The sequence below is a fragment of the Erythrobacter sp. JB3-1 genome, assembly GCF_057364995.1.
In genome coordinates this window covers 1,750,716-1,769,406 of the sequence record NZ_CP200289.1, presented here as the reverse complement: position 1 = coordinate 1,769,406, position 18,691 = coordinate 1,750,716, and the positions used below count along the sequence as shown (strand labels likewise).

Genomic DNA, 18,691 nt, shown 5'->3' with positions numbered 1-18,691 from the left:
ATTCATGAGCGAAATAGAGCCAGTCATCGCCCGCGCTATTCATGGCGGGCTTAAATCTGCGCACGATGCCGGCGCGGTCTGGTTCCGTGACCGCCGGGAAGCGCTGGCGTGCTACCTCGCACTGATCGCGTCTGGTAGGCGCGCGCGGGGTTGGTTCTGGGACGCGGCATTGCCCACTGGGTTCGACGCCGCACGCCCTTCTGCCGTGACACAGAAAATCGCGGAAGAAATACTACAGAGCGGCGAGGATGGCGTGCGTGCTGCTCGTGTTGTGCGCGAAGCCGCTCGCCGCGCACCGCTCACGAGGGTGCTCACTTTGCTGGGCGATAATATAGGCGGCTCAGTGCACCACATCCTAAACGCTATGCAGGGTGAAGATGCGCAGATTGCAGTTACTCGTCTGAGCGCCCCCGCACTCTCTCAAGGATCGACCAAGCCCGCTTCTAATGACCCGCTGCCGCTGACACAAGCCCTCGCCCGGCACCCTGAATTTGCTACGGTTCTCCAAGACATAAACCCTGTTAGAGAACCGGCTCGGCAAGCGCTCGCGCTAGCTGCTTTGCTGGCGCTGTATCGGCCCGACTTGGCAGTCTCCAAACCCGCACGCCAACGGGTTTGGGAGGCATGGCTAAACGAACACTCGGCGAGACAGAGTTCCTTACGCTCTCAAGAACCAGAAGATGAAGCAGGTGCGCGAGGCGTTCCATCGCTGGCACAGCAAGACCCAAATCAACGCAGCCATGCCTTAGAAGCAAAACAGACCACGAAAGCCGCCGCGCCCGTGACACCGCGAGAACTACAAACACCAACAACACGCGAGGACCAGTCAACTGATCGCATTACCCCTCAGCCAGATCATAGTGGAATAGGGATCTCCTTCGCTGGTGCGGGTCTTATGCTCGCGATACCGGCGCTCGTCCGGCTCGGCTTTCCCGAATGGCTGGCAAAGCACCCCGATCTTTTCCAGCAAGATACTGCTCGCCGCGTTATCCTTGATCTGTTCGAACGATACGCGCCGCTCGGCCTCACTAGCGCCACAGTTCTGCTCACAGGCGAGGAATCTCTTCCCTACGGCCCTCCTACCCATGCCGTCTACAGTGCTTGTCAGCTCTGGCGAAAAGGCCTTGATGGCTGGTTACGGCGCACTGCGACTTGCCGGTTGCACGATCTGGCGGCCCGCCATGGCTGGCTTCATTTGGGTGTCGAGCGTAACCGGGTCGCCTTCCCACTCGAGGCCATACACTTGGGCCAGCGCCGCAGAGCGCTCGACGCTGATCCCGGCTGGACGCCGTGGCTCGGTATCTCACTGCGATATGTTTTTAGCGCTCATCCCGAAAGCCTCGAAGGGCTAGCATGAACCGGCCACTTCCACCTTCCCCGCGAGGGCTCGGTGCGTTAGGAGAACGCTTGCTACGCAATGCTTTCGACCAGACAGCCGAGCATGATTTTAGCAAAGCCGGCGTGTGGCGCGCTATGGTCGCGCGCGCGCGGCTAGACCCTGCACCTGAGGACGCTGGGCTATTCGAGGCACAAAATGCGCTGGGGCTGAGCGATGCCGAGATCGTCGCGGCCGCGCTCGCTTGCCGGGTTGAGAGCGAGCCGCCCTTTGCGGGCACCGTCGCCTCACTCCAAGCGGCAGGGGCTCCGGGACGACTGACCTTCGGCATGATAGCCCATGCATTCGGGTTAGACCCAAAAGATCTGATCGACCTTGCCGGAGGACGCGCTGTACGTTCTGGCCTGCTTACATGCGGCATGGAAGACGTACCGCTTCCTGGCTGTAGTCTCTACATGTCGCCCCCAATAGCTGCGATCCTTCTGGGCCAAGCGGAAATGGCGGGCTCGCCAATGCCTTTGCGAGCACGAGAAATTGGCTTCCCCAACAGCGTGATAGCGGAGTTAAAGAGGCTCGCCGATTGGGCAATCAAAGGGGAAAGGCGCACTGTCCTGCTGCGCAGCGCGGATGAGAGCGAACTGCGTGCTGCCGCGTCTCAAATTGCTCATATGACCGGGCGCGAGCCCGTTTCCTGCACTCTAGAAGACCCACTGCCTGCTGCTTGGCTCGTGCTGGCCTCGGCTTTGCCCGTTTTCACGCTACCCACAAACGAAGATAAACACACCGTGCCCGCTAGGCAGCAATATGCAGGTCCAATTGTCCTCATTGCAGGGCCAGACACGCCTTATTCTGAGGCCAGTGAGGCAATCCGGGAATGGCAAGCGAGCACACCGGATGCAAGTGAGCGTGAAGAGCTTTGGCGCGCGCGCGGGCTCGCCAAAGATACTGCCCACCGCGCCGCGCATCGCTATCGTCAGGGTGCAGGCGCTATCGCCCTGATCGCTGACCGTATTGGGAACGACAGCGCGAGCGCGGACCTATCCGCCATTGCAGCGCAAGTTACCAATGGCAGTGATGCGCTCGATAGCCTCGCGCGTCGCAGCCCGGTGCGCCACATCGCAGAAGATGCGCTGGTTCTTCCTAAGGGCCTATCCGAGCAAATAGAGCGTCTGCGCCAGCGTATCCTTCGACGTGAAGAGCTGGCAACTGGTCTTGGACCTGCAATTTGCGCCCGTTATCGCCCCGGAGTGCGCGCTCTGATGACCGGGGAGTCGGGCACGGGCAAGACGCTCGCTGCGCACTGGCTCGCAGGCCGAATGGGCCTGCCGCTCTACCGCGCAGATATGGCCGCCCTAACCAGCAAGTGGATTGGAGAGACTGAAAAGAACCTGTCGCAATTGCTTGCGCTTGCTGAGACAACCGACTGCATCCTCTTTTTCGATGAGGCCGACGCCCTGTTTGGCGCGCGCACCGATGTCTCGGATGCCAATGATCGGCACGCGAATGCGCAGACCAATTTCCTGCTCCAGCGCATCGAAGACTTCGACGGCATAGCGATACTATCCACCAATAGCCGCGACCGATTTGATACTGCCTTCGTAAGACGCCTCGATGCAATCCTCGAGTTTCCACTGCCCGATGCTGCCGCGCGGGCTAAGCTGTGGCATGCCCATCTTGGGCCCGGCAATGCACTATCTGATGGGGCGATTGAGCGATTGGCCCAGTCGGTTGAGCTCGCTGGCGGGCATGTTCGAAATGCGGTGCTTGGCGCAGCGCTCCGATCCAGAGTAGCAGGTGAGCCGCTCGGGTTAGATCACATTGCTGCTGCACTGACCGAGGAATGCAACAAGCTGGGCCTGCCGCACCCAGCGGATATAGTCTGATGTCGCCGCCTCGCGGACGGGCATCGCGGCGCTCGCGTGGGTCCTCTTCCAGCCGGGCTGGATCAAACACATCTGCGCCAGCCTCGGGAGCCACAGGCACAATTGCGACCACTTCCCGTGCTGGGGCAACGACGCTCGATCCGGTGGACAACACGGCCGTGGCAATGGGTTTCCTATACGACCCGCTTGCTGACCCACGGGCCTCTGGGCAACCGGCATCGCCCGCTCCTGTATTGCCCAGAGGGCAAAGGTCGCAGCCTAGGCAAACGCGGCGGACGGACCAAGAAGCGCGCCTCGCTCCAATCCCGCTTCCAGAAACCGGGCCAAAGAGGCTGGATCGGGAACGCCTTCGCCTCTTCTTGTCCACGTCCAATCTTGCCGATCCCGCAGCTTTGCGACTGCCAAAGCGTCAGCAGCCCGCCGCCGACAGCGCATCAAGCCAAATCGCCCGTCAGGCATTTGATGACGCCATGGCACAATCATCTAGCGGGATGCGGTTTCTAGAAACACTTGAGTCTCAGACACTGCAGAGCAGGAGGCAAGAGGTCCGTTATGGTCAGGTCCTGCTCGATTCTACTTTGCGGCGCACCTTGTCAGAAATGGACAGCGACCTTGCGGCATCGCAGGTTCGGCTAAGCGATACAGCGACGCACCTGACGGGCGAAATCCATTCGATGGGTGCCTCCCTGCGAGCGGCCTTTTCGACACAAGCATCAATTGCCCGAGGGCGGATCGCGGCACGCGCCGCGGTCTATGCTGAAAGCGTCGATCCGGTCGTGCGCCGCCGTTCCGAACTGCTGGGAGATATGGGAAAAGCGCAGGAAGACCTATTCTTTGCGACTGAGGCGGCTCAGCAAAAGCTCGCGACCATCGACACTAACGCAGAGTTGGAAGCGAACCGAGAAAGTATCACGATCGGCGAACTCTCTACGTCAGTCGCCCAAATGGATGGCCCCGTCCGTAACGAAGCCCTCGGCGATGCGATGTCAGCCGCAGTTACCGAAACAATCCATGCGTTCATCCCAGCAAGGGCAGCCTACATTCAGGAGTTGCTGGCAGGCAATTTCAACATCACCAACCAAAAACTTGCGTCCGCATTTTCATGCATACCCTGCACGATTGACCGAGGGCTTTTGGGCGTCGCTTCCTATGTCCAACAGGTCAACACACTCGGCCCTGCTTCCATCGCTCGACTGCAAACGCAGGCAGAAAAAGCAGTTGAGCAAATGGTGGAGGGTTTGAGCGAGGCGGTGGCGGCCAACGCCCATGTCACCGAGAAGCGTATGGTCGACGATCACACGCCCCAACGTGAAGCCGTCATTGACCAAGCAGAAGCGAGTGAAAATGCGCTCGCCTCCCGAGGTGAGATGGCGCTGGAGGCCATGCTTGAACGGATCGGGCTGAAACGCGATGCATTGGCTCTTGCTGCGCAAGGTTTGCGCGACAGATTGGACGAAGCAGGGGCTGACCCGAACACAAGCGCAGACAGTTTCGAAGCGCAAGTGATATCGGCGGCGCAGGGCCTAACAGAACAGGTCGATAGCGTACTAGCCTCTGAGGAAGAGGCTGCCGCAGCAGGGCTTGACGCAGCGGGTGAACTTGCACGCGAAAGTGCGGCAGAAGCGCGGGAAGCCCTTTCCGATCGGGTGCTCGGCTTGCTAACTGCCCGCCGCAAAATCGCCGACAGCATGACACGTACGATGCGCGACAAGTTTCGCGAAACAGAGGCAAATTTGCATCCGATGGGAGATGGCTTCGGCAGGGTTGCTCAAGGCTGCCTGCCCGCGATGGAGGACGGCTTCAACCAAGCGCGTGATGAGATGCTGGCCTCAGCAAGCCAAGCCGAAATGAGTTTCACGCAGGCGATGCATAGCGTCGGATCGGGCGGAGGAGGAGCCGCTGGAGCAAACCCCGTGCAGGCGGGGGGTACAAGTGGCGGTTCAAGTGCGCCAATGATGAGCACCCCAGATGCGCCAATGTCGACAATGGCGGAGGTCGGATATGGCATGTCGCTGCCTGATGGCACGTCAGTCTATCTGACGGCCGATCAAATCGAAGTGCCTTCAGGTGACGGCGGGGGGCGCACCATGCCTGAGCCTGACACGTGCGTGAATTGTGATCGTTCTGGCTCTGGCGGTGACACCGAACAATCGACCGGGTCGGCAGAACCACTAACCAGCAGCCTTGATGCCCCCGATCCGGCCACATTATCCGAAGAACAGTTAACGCCGAGCCAGTTCATTGATCGCGCGAATGACATTGCTGAAGATCCGATGCAGCACAGCATAATGAAAGCGCTGGTTCGCAGCGCCAGCACCAATGTGCCGACTGGCATTAAGACAAAGGCGAGCGATCTGAAGAGCGCCTTCGACACATATGGTAGGACAGACCACAAACGCGCACTCGCGACAGTACGAGGATTAACCGCGCTGCAAGGGAATGCCTTCGTCGGTGAATATTATGACCTGGGTTACGGAAGCGGCAACATCTACCAGGACTTTGTCAATGCAACTAAGAGCTCGATTACATTTGGAGAAAGTCTAGCAGCAGGCTGGGACGTCATTACCGGCGACGCGGACAGAGTCCGCGAGATCGCTCGCGCTCCATTAAGGGAATTTCGCAATTCCATCGCCGGACGCAGCGGAGAAGCCGCTATTCAGCGCCTCCGCCGAGCAATGCTGGGAATTAACGATACAGCCGAGATCGAAGCTGTATTCACTGACCTCACAGCCTCCCAAATCGAAGACATCGCCAACAGCTCCCCGGCGATCATCGCTTCGCTGAAATCAGAGATGAGTTCAGAGCAGGCCACGCGCTTTCAAGAAATGCTGGATGGCCGCCAGCCTGAACGCATCGCGCGCGACATGCATACAAAGCTCGCCGAGCTGCATATGGCCTACAACTATGACGAGGAGCATGGCGAGCAGGTCCGCGATACAGTGCGAGACGCGCTGCGCCAATCCGAGCGGGGCGAGACAATTGCTGCTGGAGATATGCGCTACCGAGACGTGTTCGATCTGGAACTGCCAGAGATCGAGGCACGACGTCGGCAAGCAGCAAGCAACGAGATGGTGCAAGCGTTTGCTAACCGCCGCGGCGTGCGTTCCTCTTCACGCGAAATGCTGGGTGCCGATCTAGAAGACGCGCCCAGCGATGCCCATTCGGTGTTGTTCCGTTACGCCACCGCCGATGCCGAACGGTATCGCGGAGTGGCGCGAGGAAATATCGACCCCACGCGCCTGACATTCGACCGGAACCACAGGCGAACCATCGAACAGATGTTGGTTCACGGCGTGGATAGCAATCAGGCCAAAGCAGCCGAACTTTATTCAGAAACCATTCGCCCCGGCGACGAACCGCGCCTTCCCGTTCTCCAACGCATCTTACCACCCCCGGGTGGAGCCGCGATCGAAGGCAGCAATTATAACGAGCAGGCTCGCAGTGACGCAGCAGCAGCAGCCGAACGTGATCGAAGAGAAATCCTGCTGCTCTACGAGACCTACCGGGCAGACAGCGAGAGTGACACGCCGCTAACAAATGTTGAGACGATCGCAAACCGTCTTGGCACAGTGTTGCATGGGCGCTTTGACGGCAATGAACATGCTCAAAGTATGGTCTTGGAATGGGCACAACCGACTGAGGACCATGCTCTCACCACCATAGAATACGCCATCGAAGAAGGCGATATCGAGATCGCCCGCACTCAGCCGCAGCGGATGGACCGGGTAGAGATCGACCGCTTGCGTGCAGATTATGAAGAAAAGCACGGCGGCGGAGCAGAGGCGCTTGATCGCGCGCTTGGCGTCGGCCGGCATCGTTTTAACATGCTGGATTTCATTGGACCGCCGGTTCCCGGTACCAGCGGTTTCGACCCGGAAGCGGGTATGTTCGGACCGAACCCTTTCGCCGCCTTTACCGGTGACGAGGCAAACGAAATCGAGATGGCGCTTCACGGCGTTCCGCAAAACGAGTTCGAGCGCGGATATATCGCTCTACGCCACATGGAACAAACGTCTGATGAGGCGACGCCGCTTGGCATCATGTTCGCCCCGGTCGAGTATCTCCAGCTGCGCAGGGAGGCGAAGAACCTGCGCCGGATGATGGGGACTGGCGACCTAAAGCTAGACCATATGGGCCGCATTTTGGCGACCGATCCCGCCAGCGGCCAGCCCATAATTGCTGGCAATTTCAATGAGCAAGGCAATTTCGTTGCCGAGCATGGCGCAGATGTTGGTGGCTTCGCATCGACACTCAATATGGCGCGCACATATGCCCAAGACTACAAGGATGCGACAGACCGCGCTGCGACGTTCATTGCCACTGCAATCGTACTGACCGCCGCGATTGTCACCACGGCGCTGACTGGCGGAGCTGGCGCGTCATTTTGGATACCTGTGCTCGTAACGCTGGGTGCAGGCGTGCTGGCGATGGGGGCGACCGCAGCGATTAAAGGCAGCCGCTACAGCCGCGATCAAGTGCTTACCGATCTGGCAACGCATATCGTTTCTGCAGCGACCGCCGGCCTCGCATCAGCGGCCACAGCCGGAATGCGCGGTGTTATGGCGGGCGGCATGGCAGGCGGGAAGTCGGCTGTCGGGGCGCTCGCCACCAACATGCGAATTTCCGAGGAAGCGCTCGGCCTGGTCGCGCGCGGAATGCTGGCTGTCGACGATGTGCCTGCCTTTATGGCTCTGGGCGCATCTTTGGGCGACGACGCCGCGCGGGTTGGCCTTTCTAGCGCCGACAAGCTCGCCCGCCTCGCCTCAAGCGGCGCAGGCGGAGCCGACGACGTGATCGCGCTGGCATCGCGCGGTAGCGGCGTGGTGGATGATGTAGCGGGCGTGGCTGCGCGGGGAACGGGGGTCGCCGACGATGTCGCAAACATCGCCGCGCGAGGTGGCGGCCTGGCCGACGAAGCCGCCGCGGCCAGCGCGCACCTCGCAAATGCATCTGACGAAGCGATTTCAATCGCAGCGCGAGCCGCCGGGGTCAGCGACGATGCGATGCGCGAGATCATGCTCAAGCAGCCGCACTGGTTCCTTAATGCAATGGTCGGCGGAGTATCCTCTGCCGCAGGAAGTGCAACTGGTGCCGCCGTGGATCTTAAAAATCGTCGGAGAGAGGATTACTGGGAAAAGGTCGGTCTCGCCGCCTTGCGCGGCTTCATCGGCGGCTTTGTCGGCGGCGCAATTGGCGAAGGCGCGCAACGAGGCGTAGGGGGAATCCTCGGGAACTTAGGCCGAGGCGGCGACATTCTTGGCCGCACGCTTGGCGGCGGCTTAGGCGGTTCTGCGAGCAAAAGTGCAGAGATGCTGTTTGAAATGCACGCAGAGGATAAAAAGTACACCTCAGGCGCGTTTGCTCAAGAGGTCCTGCTAGCAGGATTGCAAGGCGCGCTTCAAAGTGCCGGCGAAGGTGTGGCAGATCACACGAGGCGGCGTCACTCTCGCAGCGATGCGGCTGAACACGCCTGGAATGAAGCGGGCGGCGTTCTTGGCGAACGCACAGAGCGGATGATTCCGCCCAGCCCCGCGAACGACAACGGGATGACTGCAAGCAGCTTAGGAGCTGGCGATGGTGAACTGGCCAGCGCTGCCAACCCGCTTCTCACAACAACTGGCGCAGACTTAGATGTCCATCTTGACCACGCGCTGTTCCGGCGCAGCCGCATTGATCCAGACCAACTAAGCCCTGCCGAACGTCAGCAAATCATGCGCTCACCGCCAGAAGTGCGCGAGGCGATACTCGCAGTTCCATTGCACCATTATGATCCGCGTCAGCGTCAACGCATCATACAGGCGGGAACCGACGCAGGCTGGGTCGCTCAATGGCATTACTTTGGGCATGACAGAGCGCCTGCCCAGCTTGGTGAAGCCTCTGCGCGTTCATGGCGAAGAGCTGTTCTGATTGAACGCGCTCGCGCGGCTATAGGCCTCCGCCCGCGCCAGATCGAAGCACAGATCGACCTCGACTTCGCAAAACTTCAAGAAATGGGCGAAATTCCTCCGGGCTCACGCTTTTTTGCCGCTGACCGCACCGATGAAACCGCGGCGAGACAAAATTACGAAGAGCTCCGCGCACAAGACTATGGCCGCGAAGTCATGCTGTTGGTCAACGAGTTTGCGTCTCCACCTGAATACATGGTCATGCAAGGCGCAGCGACCTTCGCCTGGAACCCGCCGCGTCCTTGGGCGACCAAACGCCACTCGCACCCCTTCCTGCATGGCGAAAGTGAGCGCGCTGGTTTCTTTCGTACAATAGCCAGCGGCACGACTGGCGACATTGCTGTCCTCAATGGAGCGATCAGATATCTGGAGGGGCATGGCAGAAGAGGAGTGTTCGAGGGATACATTGATATCGTCGTTGACGGTCGCACGACCGAGACACAAATTGGACGCCGCGACATCGACGGTCAGCTCCGTTACTACATGGAATTTACGCCACCGGGCGAGACCCATCCACGAAGTTTCACGTTCGACGATCCGGCACAATATGACGCTTGGATGAGAACAGCCGCAATAGGTGATGCTGGCAATTTAGACACGTTGAACATACTGCACGACCAATTGCGAGCTGAGCGGGCATCCGCGTCTCCGAACAGGATCAGGGAAGCGGCCATTGTCTCTACGCTGCATGGGCATGCTCGCGATATGCGGCTCCTTGATCAACCCGATGGCTTCCGCCGTTTGCAGCGTATCCTTAACGATGAAACTCTTGACCCCAACCACCGAGGGGTTCTGGCCGATACCGTATTAGGCGCATACCGCGCCGATCTCATTCGCGCTGGTGATCTGCGTCCCAACGAGCCGATTTTCCTGATGTTCGAGCACTCGACCTCGGCAACTGACAGAGTCGCGCTTGAAACAGGTAATCCAGCAACGCGCCAGCCTGGCCAAGCCCCCAAGGATGGTGCTCTAACATTTGCGCGCGACTTTGCATCCGCCCAAGCGCTGAGCCAAGGCACGGGCGATGTCATGGTTCCTCGCATGGTGCGCGGGCGCGATATTGCCCGACTGGTTGATCCATTCAGCTCCCCTCTGTCGCGCAATCAACAACAACTCTTACGCTATCGTTGGCGCCGTTTTCTGCGGGATCGCGAGACCTCGCTGCGTATGGTCGGGCGCACGGTACATGAACTTGAAGGAATGGACATGTTGGGGATGATCGCAAGCGGTGACCCGCTAGGCATTCCCGGATTTCGCGACGACGCAAATGCAATGTTAGCGCACTTTATTGGGGACATAATCGACGGAGATCCTGCAACCGTTGGATCAAGGCCGCGCGCTGATTTGGTCTTTGCTATGCTCGATGGACAGCAAACGGCTCAAGCGCACCTCTTGCCCTCGCTGGCCACGGCAAGCCCTACATCACATGGGATCACCCCAACCAATGGGTACGACCAGAACCATCTCAGTCAAATCATATCACCCGATGACAATAGCGACGGGGCGCGCGGCAATATCCATGCGGCCGAAGAACTCACTGCCAGTGAAACCATACCCACCTCAGCTTCAGCCGACTTAGGCCCTGATCAACTGCAGGAAACGGCGACAGCTCAGCGCGTGCTCAGGCAATTGCTATCTGGCCGCGATCAATTGGCACCGTCCGTTGAGCAGGTCGTTTCAGCCAAGAGCCAAAGTGAAAGAGCAGCCGCAATCATTGATCTCGAAGCCGCCTTACCTGCTCACATCTATGCAGCCGATGACCGCCAATCCTTTATGGATAGGTTTGATGAAATCGCCGCGCGATTGCCGGGCAGCCTTGAGAACACTAATGAAGACGGCGGCGGAAGGCCCGAACCTGATGTGCCTGTGCCTGATGCGGTATCTGAAACACACCGCGCAGCCCTAGCCGAAGCGACCCGAACAGCAGTTAAGCGCATGCGCGAGCACGATCCTCTGATCGGTGCCAGCCCCAGAGACAGGCGAGATCCGGCATTTCTTGCAGCAGCTCGGGACTCGATCGGTAGCTACGCGCAAGGCAAGGCACGCGAGTTTCTCTATCGACAACTCGAGAGAGCCGCAGGCCTTTTGGAAGAGGGTGGCTCGCTCGATCAGGCTCGCGACTTGCTCGACGGCGCGCATCGGTACTTTGGGGTGTCTGATGAAGTTGATGCACTCGTACGCCTCCCTCGCGATGCAACAGATGATCAAATTAGCGAGGCGATGCAGGCGCTCCACAACAAGCTGGCACTGCTTGAGGAAGCCGATGCCTTGCCGCAGCCCCAACGCCTACAAGATGAAAACGGCGGATTTACCTCAGATCAAGCTATATCGGACGCGCGTTTGCGTGTGGAGGCGCAACAAGCCGGCCACAATCGTTTCGGTGATAACGACGCAATTCCGATTTACAGCAAATTTGAAGGCATCGGCATGCCTCCGTCCATGCGTGATGGCATCGATGCGGCCTCAGGACAGTCGATTTGTGATTTCCTACGGACAGAACATGGTCTTGGGCTCGGGCGCAATATTGCCATCGCCTATTTCGAAGATGCCACTGGCAGCCAATTCCTGATGTCAAAAAGCGGGAAAAATGGAGTGCCTGAGAACATGGTCAGGAAGGACGGCAACGCCCTATTCCATGTGCATCCGAACCCAGCCATGCCAAACGATCACCATACAGAGCCCGTGATACTTGAGCGGCTGGCGGAAGGCATGGATCCGCAACAATCCGGTAGGCTGGCGCTCTATACCGAAAGACCTGCATGCGATTCCTGCCGGCACGTCTTCCTGCAATTCCACCAGATGTTTCCCAATGTCGAACTGATCGTGACTTACCGTGATGGGGCAGACCTTTCTTACACAAGCCACCCTCTCAACAGACTTCGCAACCGCTAGCAAAACAAGGATAGTAGCAATGGAATTTCAAGGAGATGCGACACCCTTTAGTGATGAGGCGATTGAGCAAGCAGCAAAAAACCTGCGCTGTCAGGTGGCGGCTGTACGAGCGGTTATCGATGTTGAAAGCCGCGGCGGTTTCCAACGCGACCGCCGGCCAAAGATCCTGTTCGAACGCCATTACTTCCACCGCCTGACCGGAGGCCGGTTCAGCGGTACCCACCCCGACATCAGTCATCCGAAATGGGGAGGCTATGGCAGATCCTCGGCCCAATACGAACGGCTGCACCGTGCCATCAACTTGGACCGTGATGCCGCCCTGCGTTCTGCCAGTTGGGGCGCGTTTCAAATCATGGGAGATAATTACAAGGTTTGCGGATTCTCCAATGTCGAGGATTTTGTCGCCGCTATGGTTGAAAGTGAGGACAGGCATCTCGATGCCTTCGTCAATTTCGTAAAGAAGAACCGGATCGATGATGAGCTGCGGAGGCTCGACTGGGCTGGGTTCGCACGGCGCTATAATGGACCAGCATATCGTAAGAACAAGTACGACACGAAGCTCGCCGCTGCCTTTGCCTTGCACTCCGCTGGTGGTCCCCGCATCGATGCGCCCCAACCAATCTTGCGCATGGGCGATAGGAATGATGCAGTTCGTGAGGTTCAGGCAATGCTAGGCCTAACCGTAGATGGCGACTTCGGACCGAATACTAAGGACGCCGTGATGAAGTTCCAACGCAAGCATGGCATGTATCGTGACGGCATAGTCGGGCCAAAGACCTGGGCCCAACTCTACGCGGATTTTGGGGCAGACGTCCGTCTTGACTTGAAGCGCGGTGACCAAGGCGCAGATGTTCTAGCGCTGCAGGAGCTTTTGGACATTGCTCAGGACGGAAAATTTGGACCCGGAACTGAACAAGCGGTCAAGGAATACCAAGCGGCAAAGAACCTTGAACCAAACGGTCTTGTAGATGATCCTGTCTGGGACGCGCTGTACGCCGATGCGCTGACATAAAGCGTCAAGCGATAAGGCTGCACGGGCCGGTTCCACTCAAGAACGCGCAACAGGGTTGAGCGGAAAGTGAGAGATCGAATGGCGGAGACGATGGTGGCAAGCACAACAACGTAAATGCTTGTAGAACCGAAGATACTCTAACCTCATGACAAGCTGCTCCCACGAATGCTTGGGTCTTGCAGGCGGTGTTCTCGGCCTCGGCAGCCTTTTACGTATTCGCACAGATCAGACTACATGCACGGACTCAGTATATCCCAATCTTGGGACGCAAAGCCCATATAGCGGTGACGCTTTTGTCCGGTGATTAGGCTTGCCGGGTCATTCGGCAGCTTTTTCTACCTGACGGGCTAAACTCTCGTTCCGAAAAAGCAGGAAAAAGCAGGAAAAGTTCAATCGTAAACAGTTCGCAGCCAATTGATATTTTATGCTTATATTACAACGCATTAAGGCATGATGAGTGGCGCACGGATCAGCGCAAACCCGCTCTACTCGTAGACGGGCTGATTCCGCCCAAAGAAGTTTTTCTAATAAAATCAGCATGATAAACCCATAATTTGCGAGGTAGGGCGGACTCATGTTTCCAACTGCGGTGGACGGCCAAGAAAGTGAGGAAAGACGGTGATGGGACAACTCCTTTTCGTGCAGATGGATCTTGAGCCAAGCTGGCAATTGAAGACGGTTAGAGCGAAGATTGCGAAACGTCCGGTTTGCTCATTGGAACTTATTACCAGCCATTCCACTGCCGACCCAATTTCAGCCGTTGACCCGGTTTACTCCATTTCCAACATACAGGTAATCGTGGCTGCGAAATGCGCTAGCGTTGATTTGTCGTTCCAAGTTGAGTGAGCACGACTTGTGTCATCCAGCCTTGTTTCACGCGCGCTAAGCACCCCGCCAAGATAGGATTCCAAGAAGATAAAGCGCTGGTTCTGCAAAGTGCGGCTCTTTAGCGGCATCAGCTTGCGTAGATGTTTCAGACAGCGCTGATACCCAGAGTTCCAGCGGCCCTCCAGAGCATCGTCAAACAGGTCGCGGTGCGACATAGTGAGCATGCGCAGAAAGCGATTGTATGTGTCGGTTTCGCCGGCTGCGGCCAAATTGACGGACGGATAGATCAGAATATCGACGATTTGAGAAATGCTTACCCTGCCGCTGCTGTCCGCCAACGCATCAAGTTGATCGTTTCGGCGGTCATCAATGATTTTCGCGCCATCTACGATCAATTCGCGGATCAGCGCTTCTTTCGAACCGAAGTGATACCCAACAGCCGCAGGATTTTTCTGGCCAGCGGCCGCGGCGATGTCGCGTACGGTAACGCCGTCGATGCCTCGATTGGCAAAGAGGCGCTGTGCCTCAACCTTGAGCCTCTCAACCGAAGGGCTGCGCGCTTTCGAAGACAGTTTGCTCATACCAGGGGCATATAAACCACAAGCAATTGTCACTTGCAATAATGCATATGATTAATACAAATGCATTATGCCGAATCAATCTAGCGAAAATGCGATACCGGTCGATCTAGAGGCTTTAACGGCTTGGATGGACGGTATTGGACTGGAAAGCGGACCGCTTGATAACCCGCAGCTTTTAGCGGGAGGGACACAGAACATCCTCCTTCGCTTTGACCGTGGCGGCCAAGAGTTTGTTCTGCGCAGACCGCCGCTCCATCTGCGCAAAAACTCCAATGACACGATGAAACGCGAGGCGCGGGTCTTGGAGGCGCTAGCCGGAACTGGGGTGCCGCATCCTGAATTCATCGCGGCTGCGATGATGAGGAGGCGCTTGGCGCCTGCTTCTATCTGATGGCCCCTGTTGAAGGTTTCAATCCTGCCAATGGGTTGCCGCAGCTACACGCCAGCGACCCAGAGATCCGCGAGCGCATGGGCTATTCCTACATCGAAGGAATGGCAGCGCTGGGGGCGGTTGACCTCAAAGCGGCGGGTTTAGAAGGGTTTCTAGAGCGGCAATCAAGCCGCTGGATGAAGCAGTTGGAAAGCTACGCAGCATTTGATGGATGGACTGGCTTTCAAGAGCTGCCCGATGTCGAGCGAATTGTCTCTTGGCTTGAGGACCATCTGCCGCAAGAATTCACGCCCGGCATTCTCCACGGCGATTGCCATTTGGCAAATACGATGTTTGCCCATGACGGTGCCGAACTTGCCGCCTTTGTCGATTGGGGATTGGCCACCATTGGCGATCCCTTAATCGACCTTGGGTGGGTCATGGCCACCTGGGCCGATGATCACACACCTGTCGTCGGCGAGATCGAACCCTGGGACGGTTTCCCAAACCTTGATGAACTCATCGCGCACTATGGCAAGCATTCGAACCGTAGCTTGGTACGGCGTGCTCGCCTGCTTCAAATTGGGTGCAATCCTAGAAGGCACCCATGCCCGCGCGAGCGCTGGCAAAGCGCCTAGAGAAACCGGCGATCGGCTGCATGCGATGACAATTTCACTGTTCGAGCGCGCGCACCGATTGATCGCGAAGAATTGAGAGAGATACGATTATGAGTGATCTGGACTTTTCGGGAAAACGCGTGCTGGTTGTTGGCGGTTCAAGCGGTATCGGGAATGGCATCGCCCATGGTTTCCGCGCGCGCGGGGCCGAGGTGCATGTTTGGGGCACGCGCGCAGAGGCAAGCGACTACTCGGCTGAGGAAGGCTCTGACTTGGAGGGCCTGCATTACGGACAAGTCAATGTGGCTGACTTCGACGAGTTGGATGCCTACGAACCGCCATTCGACGGTCTGGACGTGCTCGTCCAGTCTCAGGGCTTCGTCCGGTACAAGCAGGCCGAATATGAAAAGCCCGGCTGGGACGATGTGATGGATATCAACATCAACTCGGTCATGCACACAGCGACCAAATTCAAGCCCATGCTGAGCGAGGCCAAAGGCTCGATTGTGATCGTGAGTTCAATCTCTGGTTTGAACGCGAATATTGGCAACCCGGCCTATGCCGCCTCCAAAGCTGCTGCCATCAGCCTTACAAAAACGCTCGGCCAGTCGTGGGCACGTGACGGGATACGGGTGAACGGCCTCGCCCCGGGATTGGTGCCAACAAAGCTTACCGCGGTCACGACCGAAAACGAAAAGCGCAGCGAAGCCGCGCTGCGAACAATCCCTCTTCGGCGCTATGGAACACCAGAAGATATGGCCGGCGTGGCCATTTTCCTTGCATCACCGCTCGCTTCCTATGTCCAAGGGCACACGCTCATCGCGGATGGCGGGCTCACGCTTTAGCGACCAGCGCCCCAATCACAGGCCAACAGATTCAGTTTAGGACCATATTATGATCTTCGAATATAGCGAGAAAACACAAGGCCTGATCGCGAGATTGCAAGCCTTTGTCGATGCCAATATCCTGCCAGTGGATCACGAGATCCATGCATGGGACCACGATCCTGCCAATCTCTGGAAGCCTTGGCCGGGCCTTGAACCGCTCAAGGAAAAGGCCAAAGCTGCTGGCCTATGGAACCTGTTCCTGCCTGAAGAATATGGCGAATACAGCCCCGGCCTCACAAACCTCGAATATGCGCCCTTGGCAGAGATTATGGGCCGCAACCCTTGGTGCAGCGAAGTCTTTAACTGCTCTGCGCCTGACACCGGCAATATGGAAGTCTTCGCCAAATTCGGCACGGACGCGCAAAAACATCAATGGCTGGAGCCGCTGCTCGCTGGTGAAATTCGTTCGGTCTATATGATGACTGAACCCGATCACGCTTGCTCAGATGCGACCAATGTCCGCACGGAAATTCGCAGCGACGGCGATGACTATGTCATCAATGGCAAGAAATGGTGGATCTCAGGCATCATGGACCCGCGCTGCAAAGTCCTTTTGTTGATGGGGCAGACCAATCCGGAAAACCCGCGCCATTCACAGCAGTCAACGGTCATCATTCCGCGTGATACGCCTGGCGTTGAAGTGGTTCGCGCGCAAACGGTGTTCGGCGATGTCCATTCTCCTGGCGGGCATTGCGAAGTGCATTTGAAAGATGTTCGCATTCCCAAAGAGAACATCATCCTTGGCGAAGGGCGCGGCTTTGAAATCGCGCAAGGGCGCCTTGGTCCGGGCCGCATTCACCATTGCATGCGCTCTATCGGGTCGGCGCAGCTCGCGCTCGAATTGATGTGTCAGCGCGCAACGGAACGCAAAACCTTTGGCCGCATGCTTTCGGATCGTTCCAGCATTCGGATGGAGATTGCAAAGAGTTATTGCGACATCGAACAGGCCCGACTGCTCACTCTGAAGGCGGCTGATGCGATTGACCGTGTAGGCGCAAAGAACGCAAAGGATTTGATCGGAGCGATCAAAGTGGTTGCCCCGCAAATGGCGCAAACCGTGGCGGATCGCGCGATCCAAATCTTCGGTGGCATGGGTGTCAGTGATGATGTGCCCTTGGCGGGCATTCTTGCGACGCAGCGCTTTATCCGCCTCGCCGATGGCCCAGACGAGGTTCACGCATCCCAGCTTGGTAAGTTCAAGATCGGGCAATACGCGAAACCGGGCGCCGGTTGGAACGACGTTCCCACCGATTGAGGCTAAGACGAAGCCGTAGCGCGTGAGACACAAGCGAGAAGAGAGAGTGCAAATGCGTAGATGGGTAGTTGAGTCGTTTGGTGAACCCAAAGATGTTTGGAAGCTTGAGGACGTTGATAGCCTTCAGCCTGGTGCCGGCCAGGTCAAAATCAAAGTCGAAGCCTGCGGCTTGGGCTTGCCTGATATCTTCATGAGCCCAGACAACTACCCGCTCACGCCGTCACTTCCCTTTACGCCCTCGCAAGAGGCAGCGGGCGAGGTGATTGCTATCGGTGAAGGCATCGATGAGGCGCTGATGGGCACTCGCGTCGTTGGTCCAACTTTGTTTCAAGCGCAAGCCGGCGGATTGGCCAATGAATGCTTAATGCGGGCAAGTGGCACTGATGATGGCGTATTGTCTGGCTTATTGCCGATCCCCGATGACATGACAGGGGCTGAGGCTGCGGGTCTTTACATACCCTATCAAACCGCATGGACCGCACTCGTCCGGCGCGCGAAAATCACAGATGACGATGTGGTGCTGGTGCTGGGTGCATCGGGCAGCTCGGGCAATGCAGCGGTTCAATTGGCAAAGGCAAAGGGCGCGCGCGTTATCGCCGTTGCTGGTGGGCCGCAAAAAGCCGCGTTCTGCAAAAGCATCGGGGCGGATGAAGTGATCGACAGACGGGAGCAAGACATTACCAAGACGGCGCTGGAACTGACCGGCGGCAAAGGCGTCTCGGTCGTCTTCGATCCTGTCGGCGGCAAAGCTGCACGCGCTGCCTTCAATGCGATCGCTTTCGAAGGGCGGTTTGTTGTGATCGGTTATGCGAGCGGTGAATGGGCGCGCATCGCTCTGCCGGAAACGGTAATGAAAAACATCTCGTTGCTGGGAGCAATGCCCGTTGGATGGACCGCAGATCAGGTGCTTGAGGCCCATCAGGATTTGATTCGGCACTGGCAGGAAGGCGCAATAGATCTTTCAAGCAGTCAGGTATTCGACTTCGATGATGCGGTAACAGCGGCAACGCATATCGCGGACGGAAAAGTCGAAGGCAAAGTCATAGTCCAAGTTTGTGGCTCGCAAGGGTAGGTCACCTATGCCC

The 18,691-nt window shown here is 57.7% G+C and carries 10 protein-coding genes; 9 read left to right on the top strand and 1 reads right to left on the bottom strand.

All coding sequences use genetic code 11. The features are described 5' to 3' along the window. The first annotated feature begins 4 nt into the window (after positions 1-4). From AC0V6M_RS08450 to AC0V6M_RS08435, 4 genes are all read left to right on the top strand, one after another. Complete coding sequence (locus AC0V6M_RS08450; RefSeq protein WP_486138375.1) at positions 5-1,357, top strand: hypothetical protein; 1,353 nt, start codon at positions 5-7, stop codon at positions 1,355-1,357. Positions 1,358-1,407: 50 nt separating this feature from the next. Continuing rightward, on the top strand, positions 1,408-3,219 hold the full coding sequence (locus tag AC0V6M_RS08445; protein ID WP_486138374.1) for an ATP-binding protein: 1,812 nt from the start codon (positions 1,408-1,410) through the stop codon (positions 3,217-3,219). A 470-nt stretch (positions 3,220-3,689) separates the two neighbouring features. Next, entirely contained in the window at positions 3,690-12,056 is an 8,367-nt protein-coding gene (locus tag AC0V6M_RS08440; RefSeq protein ID WP_486138373.1) for a deaminase domain-containing protein, read from the top strand. A gap of 19 nt (positions 12,057-12,075) precedes the next feature. Then, entirely contained in the window at positions 12,076-13,068 is a 993-nt protein-coding gene (locus AC0V6M_RS08435) for an N-acetylmuramidase domain-containing protein (RefSeq protein WP_486138372.1), read from the top strand. A gap of 770 nt (positions 13,069-13,838) precedes the next feature. On the opposite strand, the gene AC0V6M_RS08430 is transcribed toward AC0V6M_RS08435, so the two are convergent. After that, positions 13,839-14,477 (bottom strand): TetR/AcrR family transcriptional regulator, encoded by a 639-nt coding sequence (locus AC0V6M_RS08430; protein ID WP_486138371.1) that lies wholly within the window; start codon positions 14,475-14,477, stop codon positions 13,839-13,841. A 67-nt stretch (positions 14,478-14,544) separates the two neighbouring features. On the opposite strand from AC0V6M_RS08430, the gene AC0V6M_RS08425 reads away from it, so the two are divergent. The 5 genes from AC0V6M_RS08425 to AC0V6M_RS08405 all read left to right on the top strand — a co-directional run bounded on the left by AC0V6M_RS08425 (position 14,545) and on the right by AC0V6M_RS08405 (position 18,678). Then, the gene (locus AC0V6M_RS08425; RefSeq protein ID WP_486138370.1) at positions 14,545-14,868 is read left to right on the top strand and encodes a hypothetical protein; all 324 of its coding nucleotides are present in this window, start codon (positions 14,545-14,547) and stop codon (positions 14,866-14,868) included. Further along, positions 14,868-15,485, top strand: coding sequence for a phosphotransferase family protein (locus AC0V6M_RS08420; RefSeq protein ID WP_486138369.1), 618 nt, complete (start codon positions 14,868-14,870; stop codon positions 15,483-15,485). The genes AC0V6M_RS08425 and AC0V6M_RS08420 overlap by 1 nt, the downstream gene beginning before the upstream one ends. 86 nt (positions 15,486-15,571) lie before the next feature. Continuing rightward, a complete protein-coding gene (locus AC0V6M_RS08415) occupies positions 15,572-16,309 on the top strand; it encodes an SDR family NAD(P)-dependent oxidoreductase (protein WP_486139595.1) in 738 nt (245 codons plus the stop codon). A gap of 49 nt (positions 16,310-16,358) precedes the next feature. Next, a complete protein-coding gene (locus tag AC0V6M_RS08410) occupies positions 16,359-17,606 on the top strand; it encodes an acyl-CoA dehydrogenase family protein (RefSeq protein WP_486138368.1) in 1,248 nt (415 codons plus the stop codon). A gap of 52 nt (positions 17,607-17,658) precedes the next feature. Then, a complete protein-coding gene (locus AC0V6M_RS08405; RefSeq protein WP_486138367.1) occupies positions 17,659-18,678 on the top strand; it encodes an NADPH:quinone oxidoreductase family protein in 1,020 nt (339 codons plus the stop codon). The last annotated feature ends 13 nt before the right edge of the window (positions 18,679-18,691 follow it).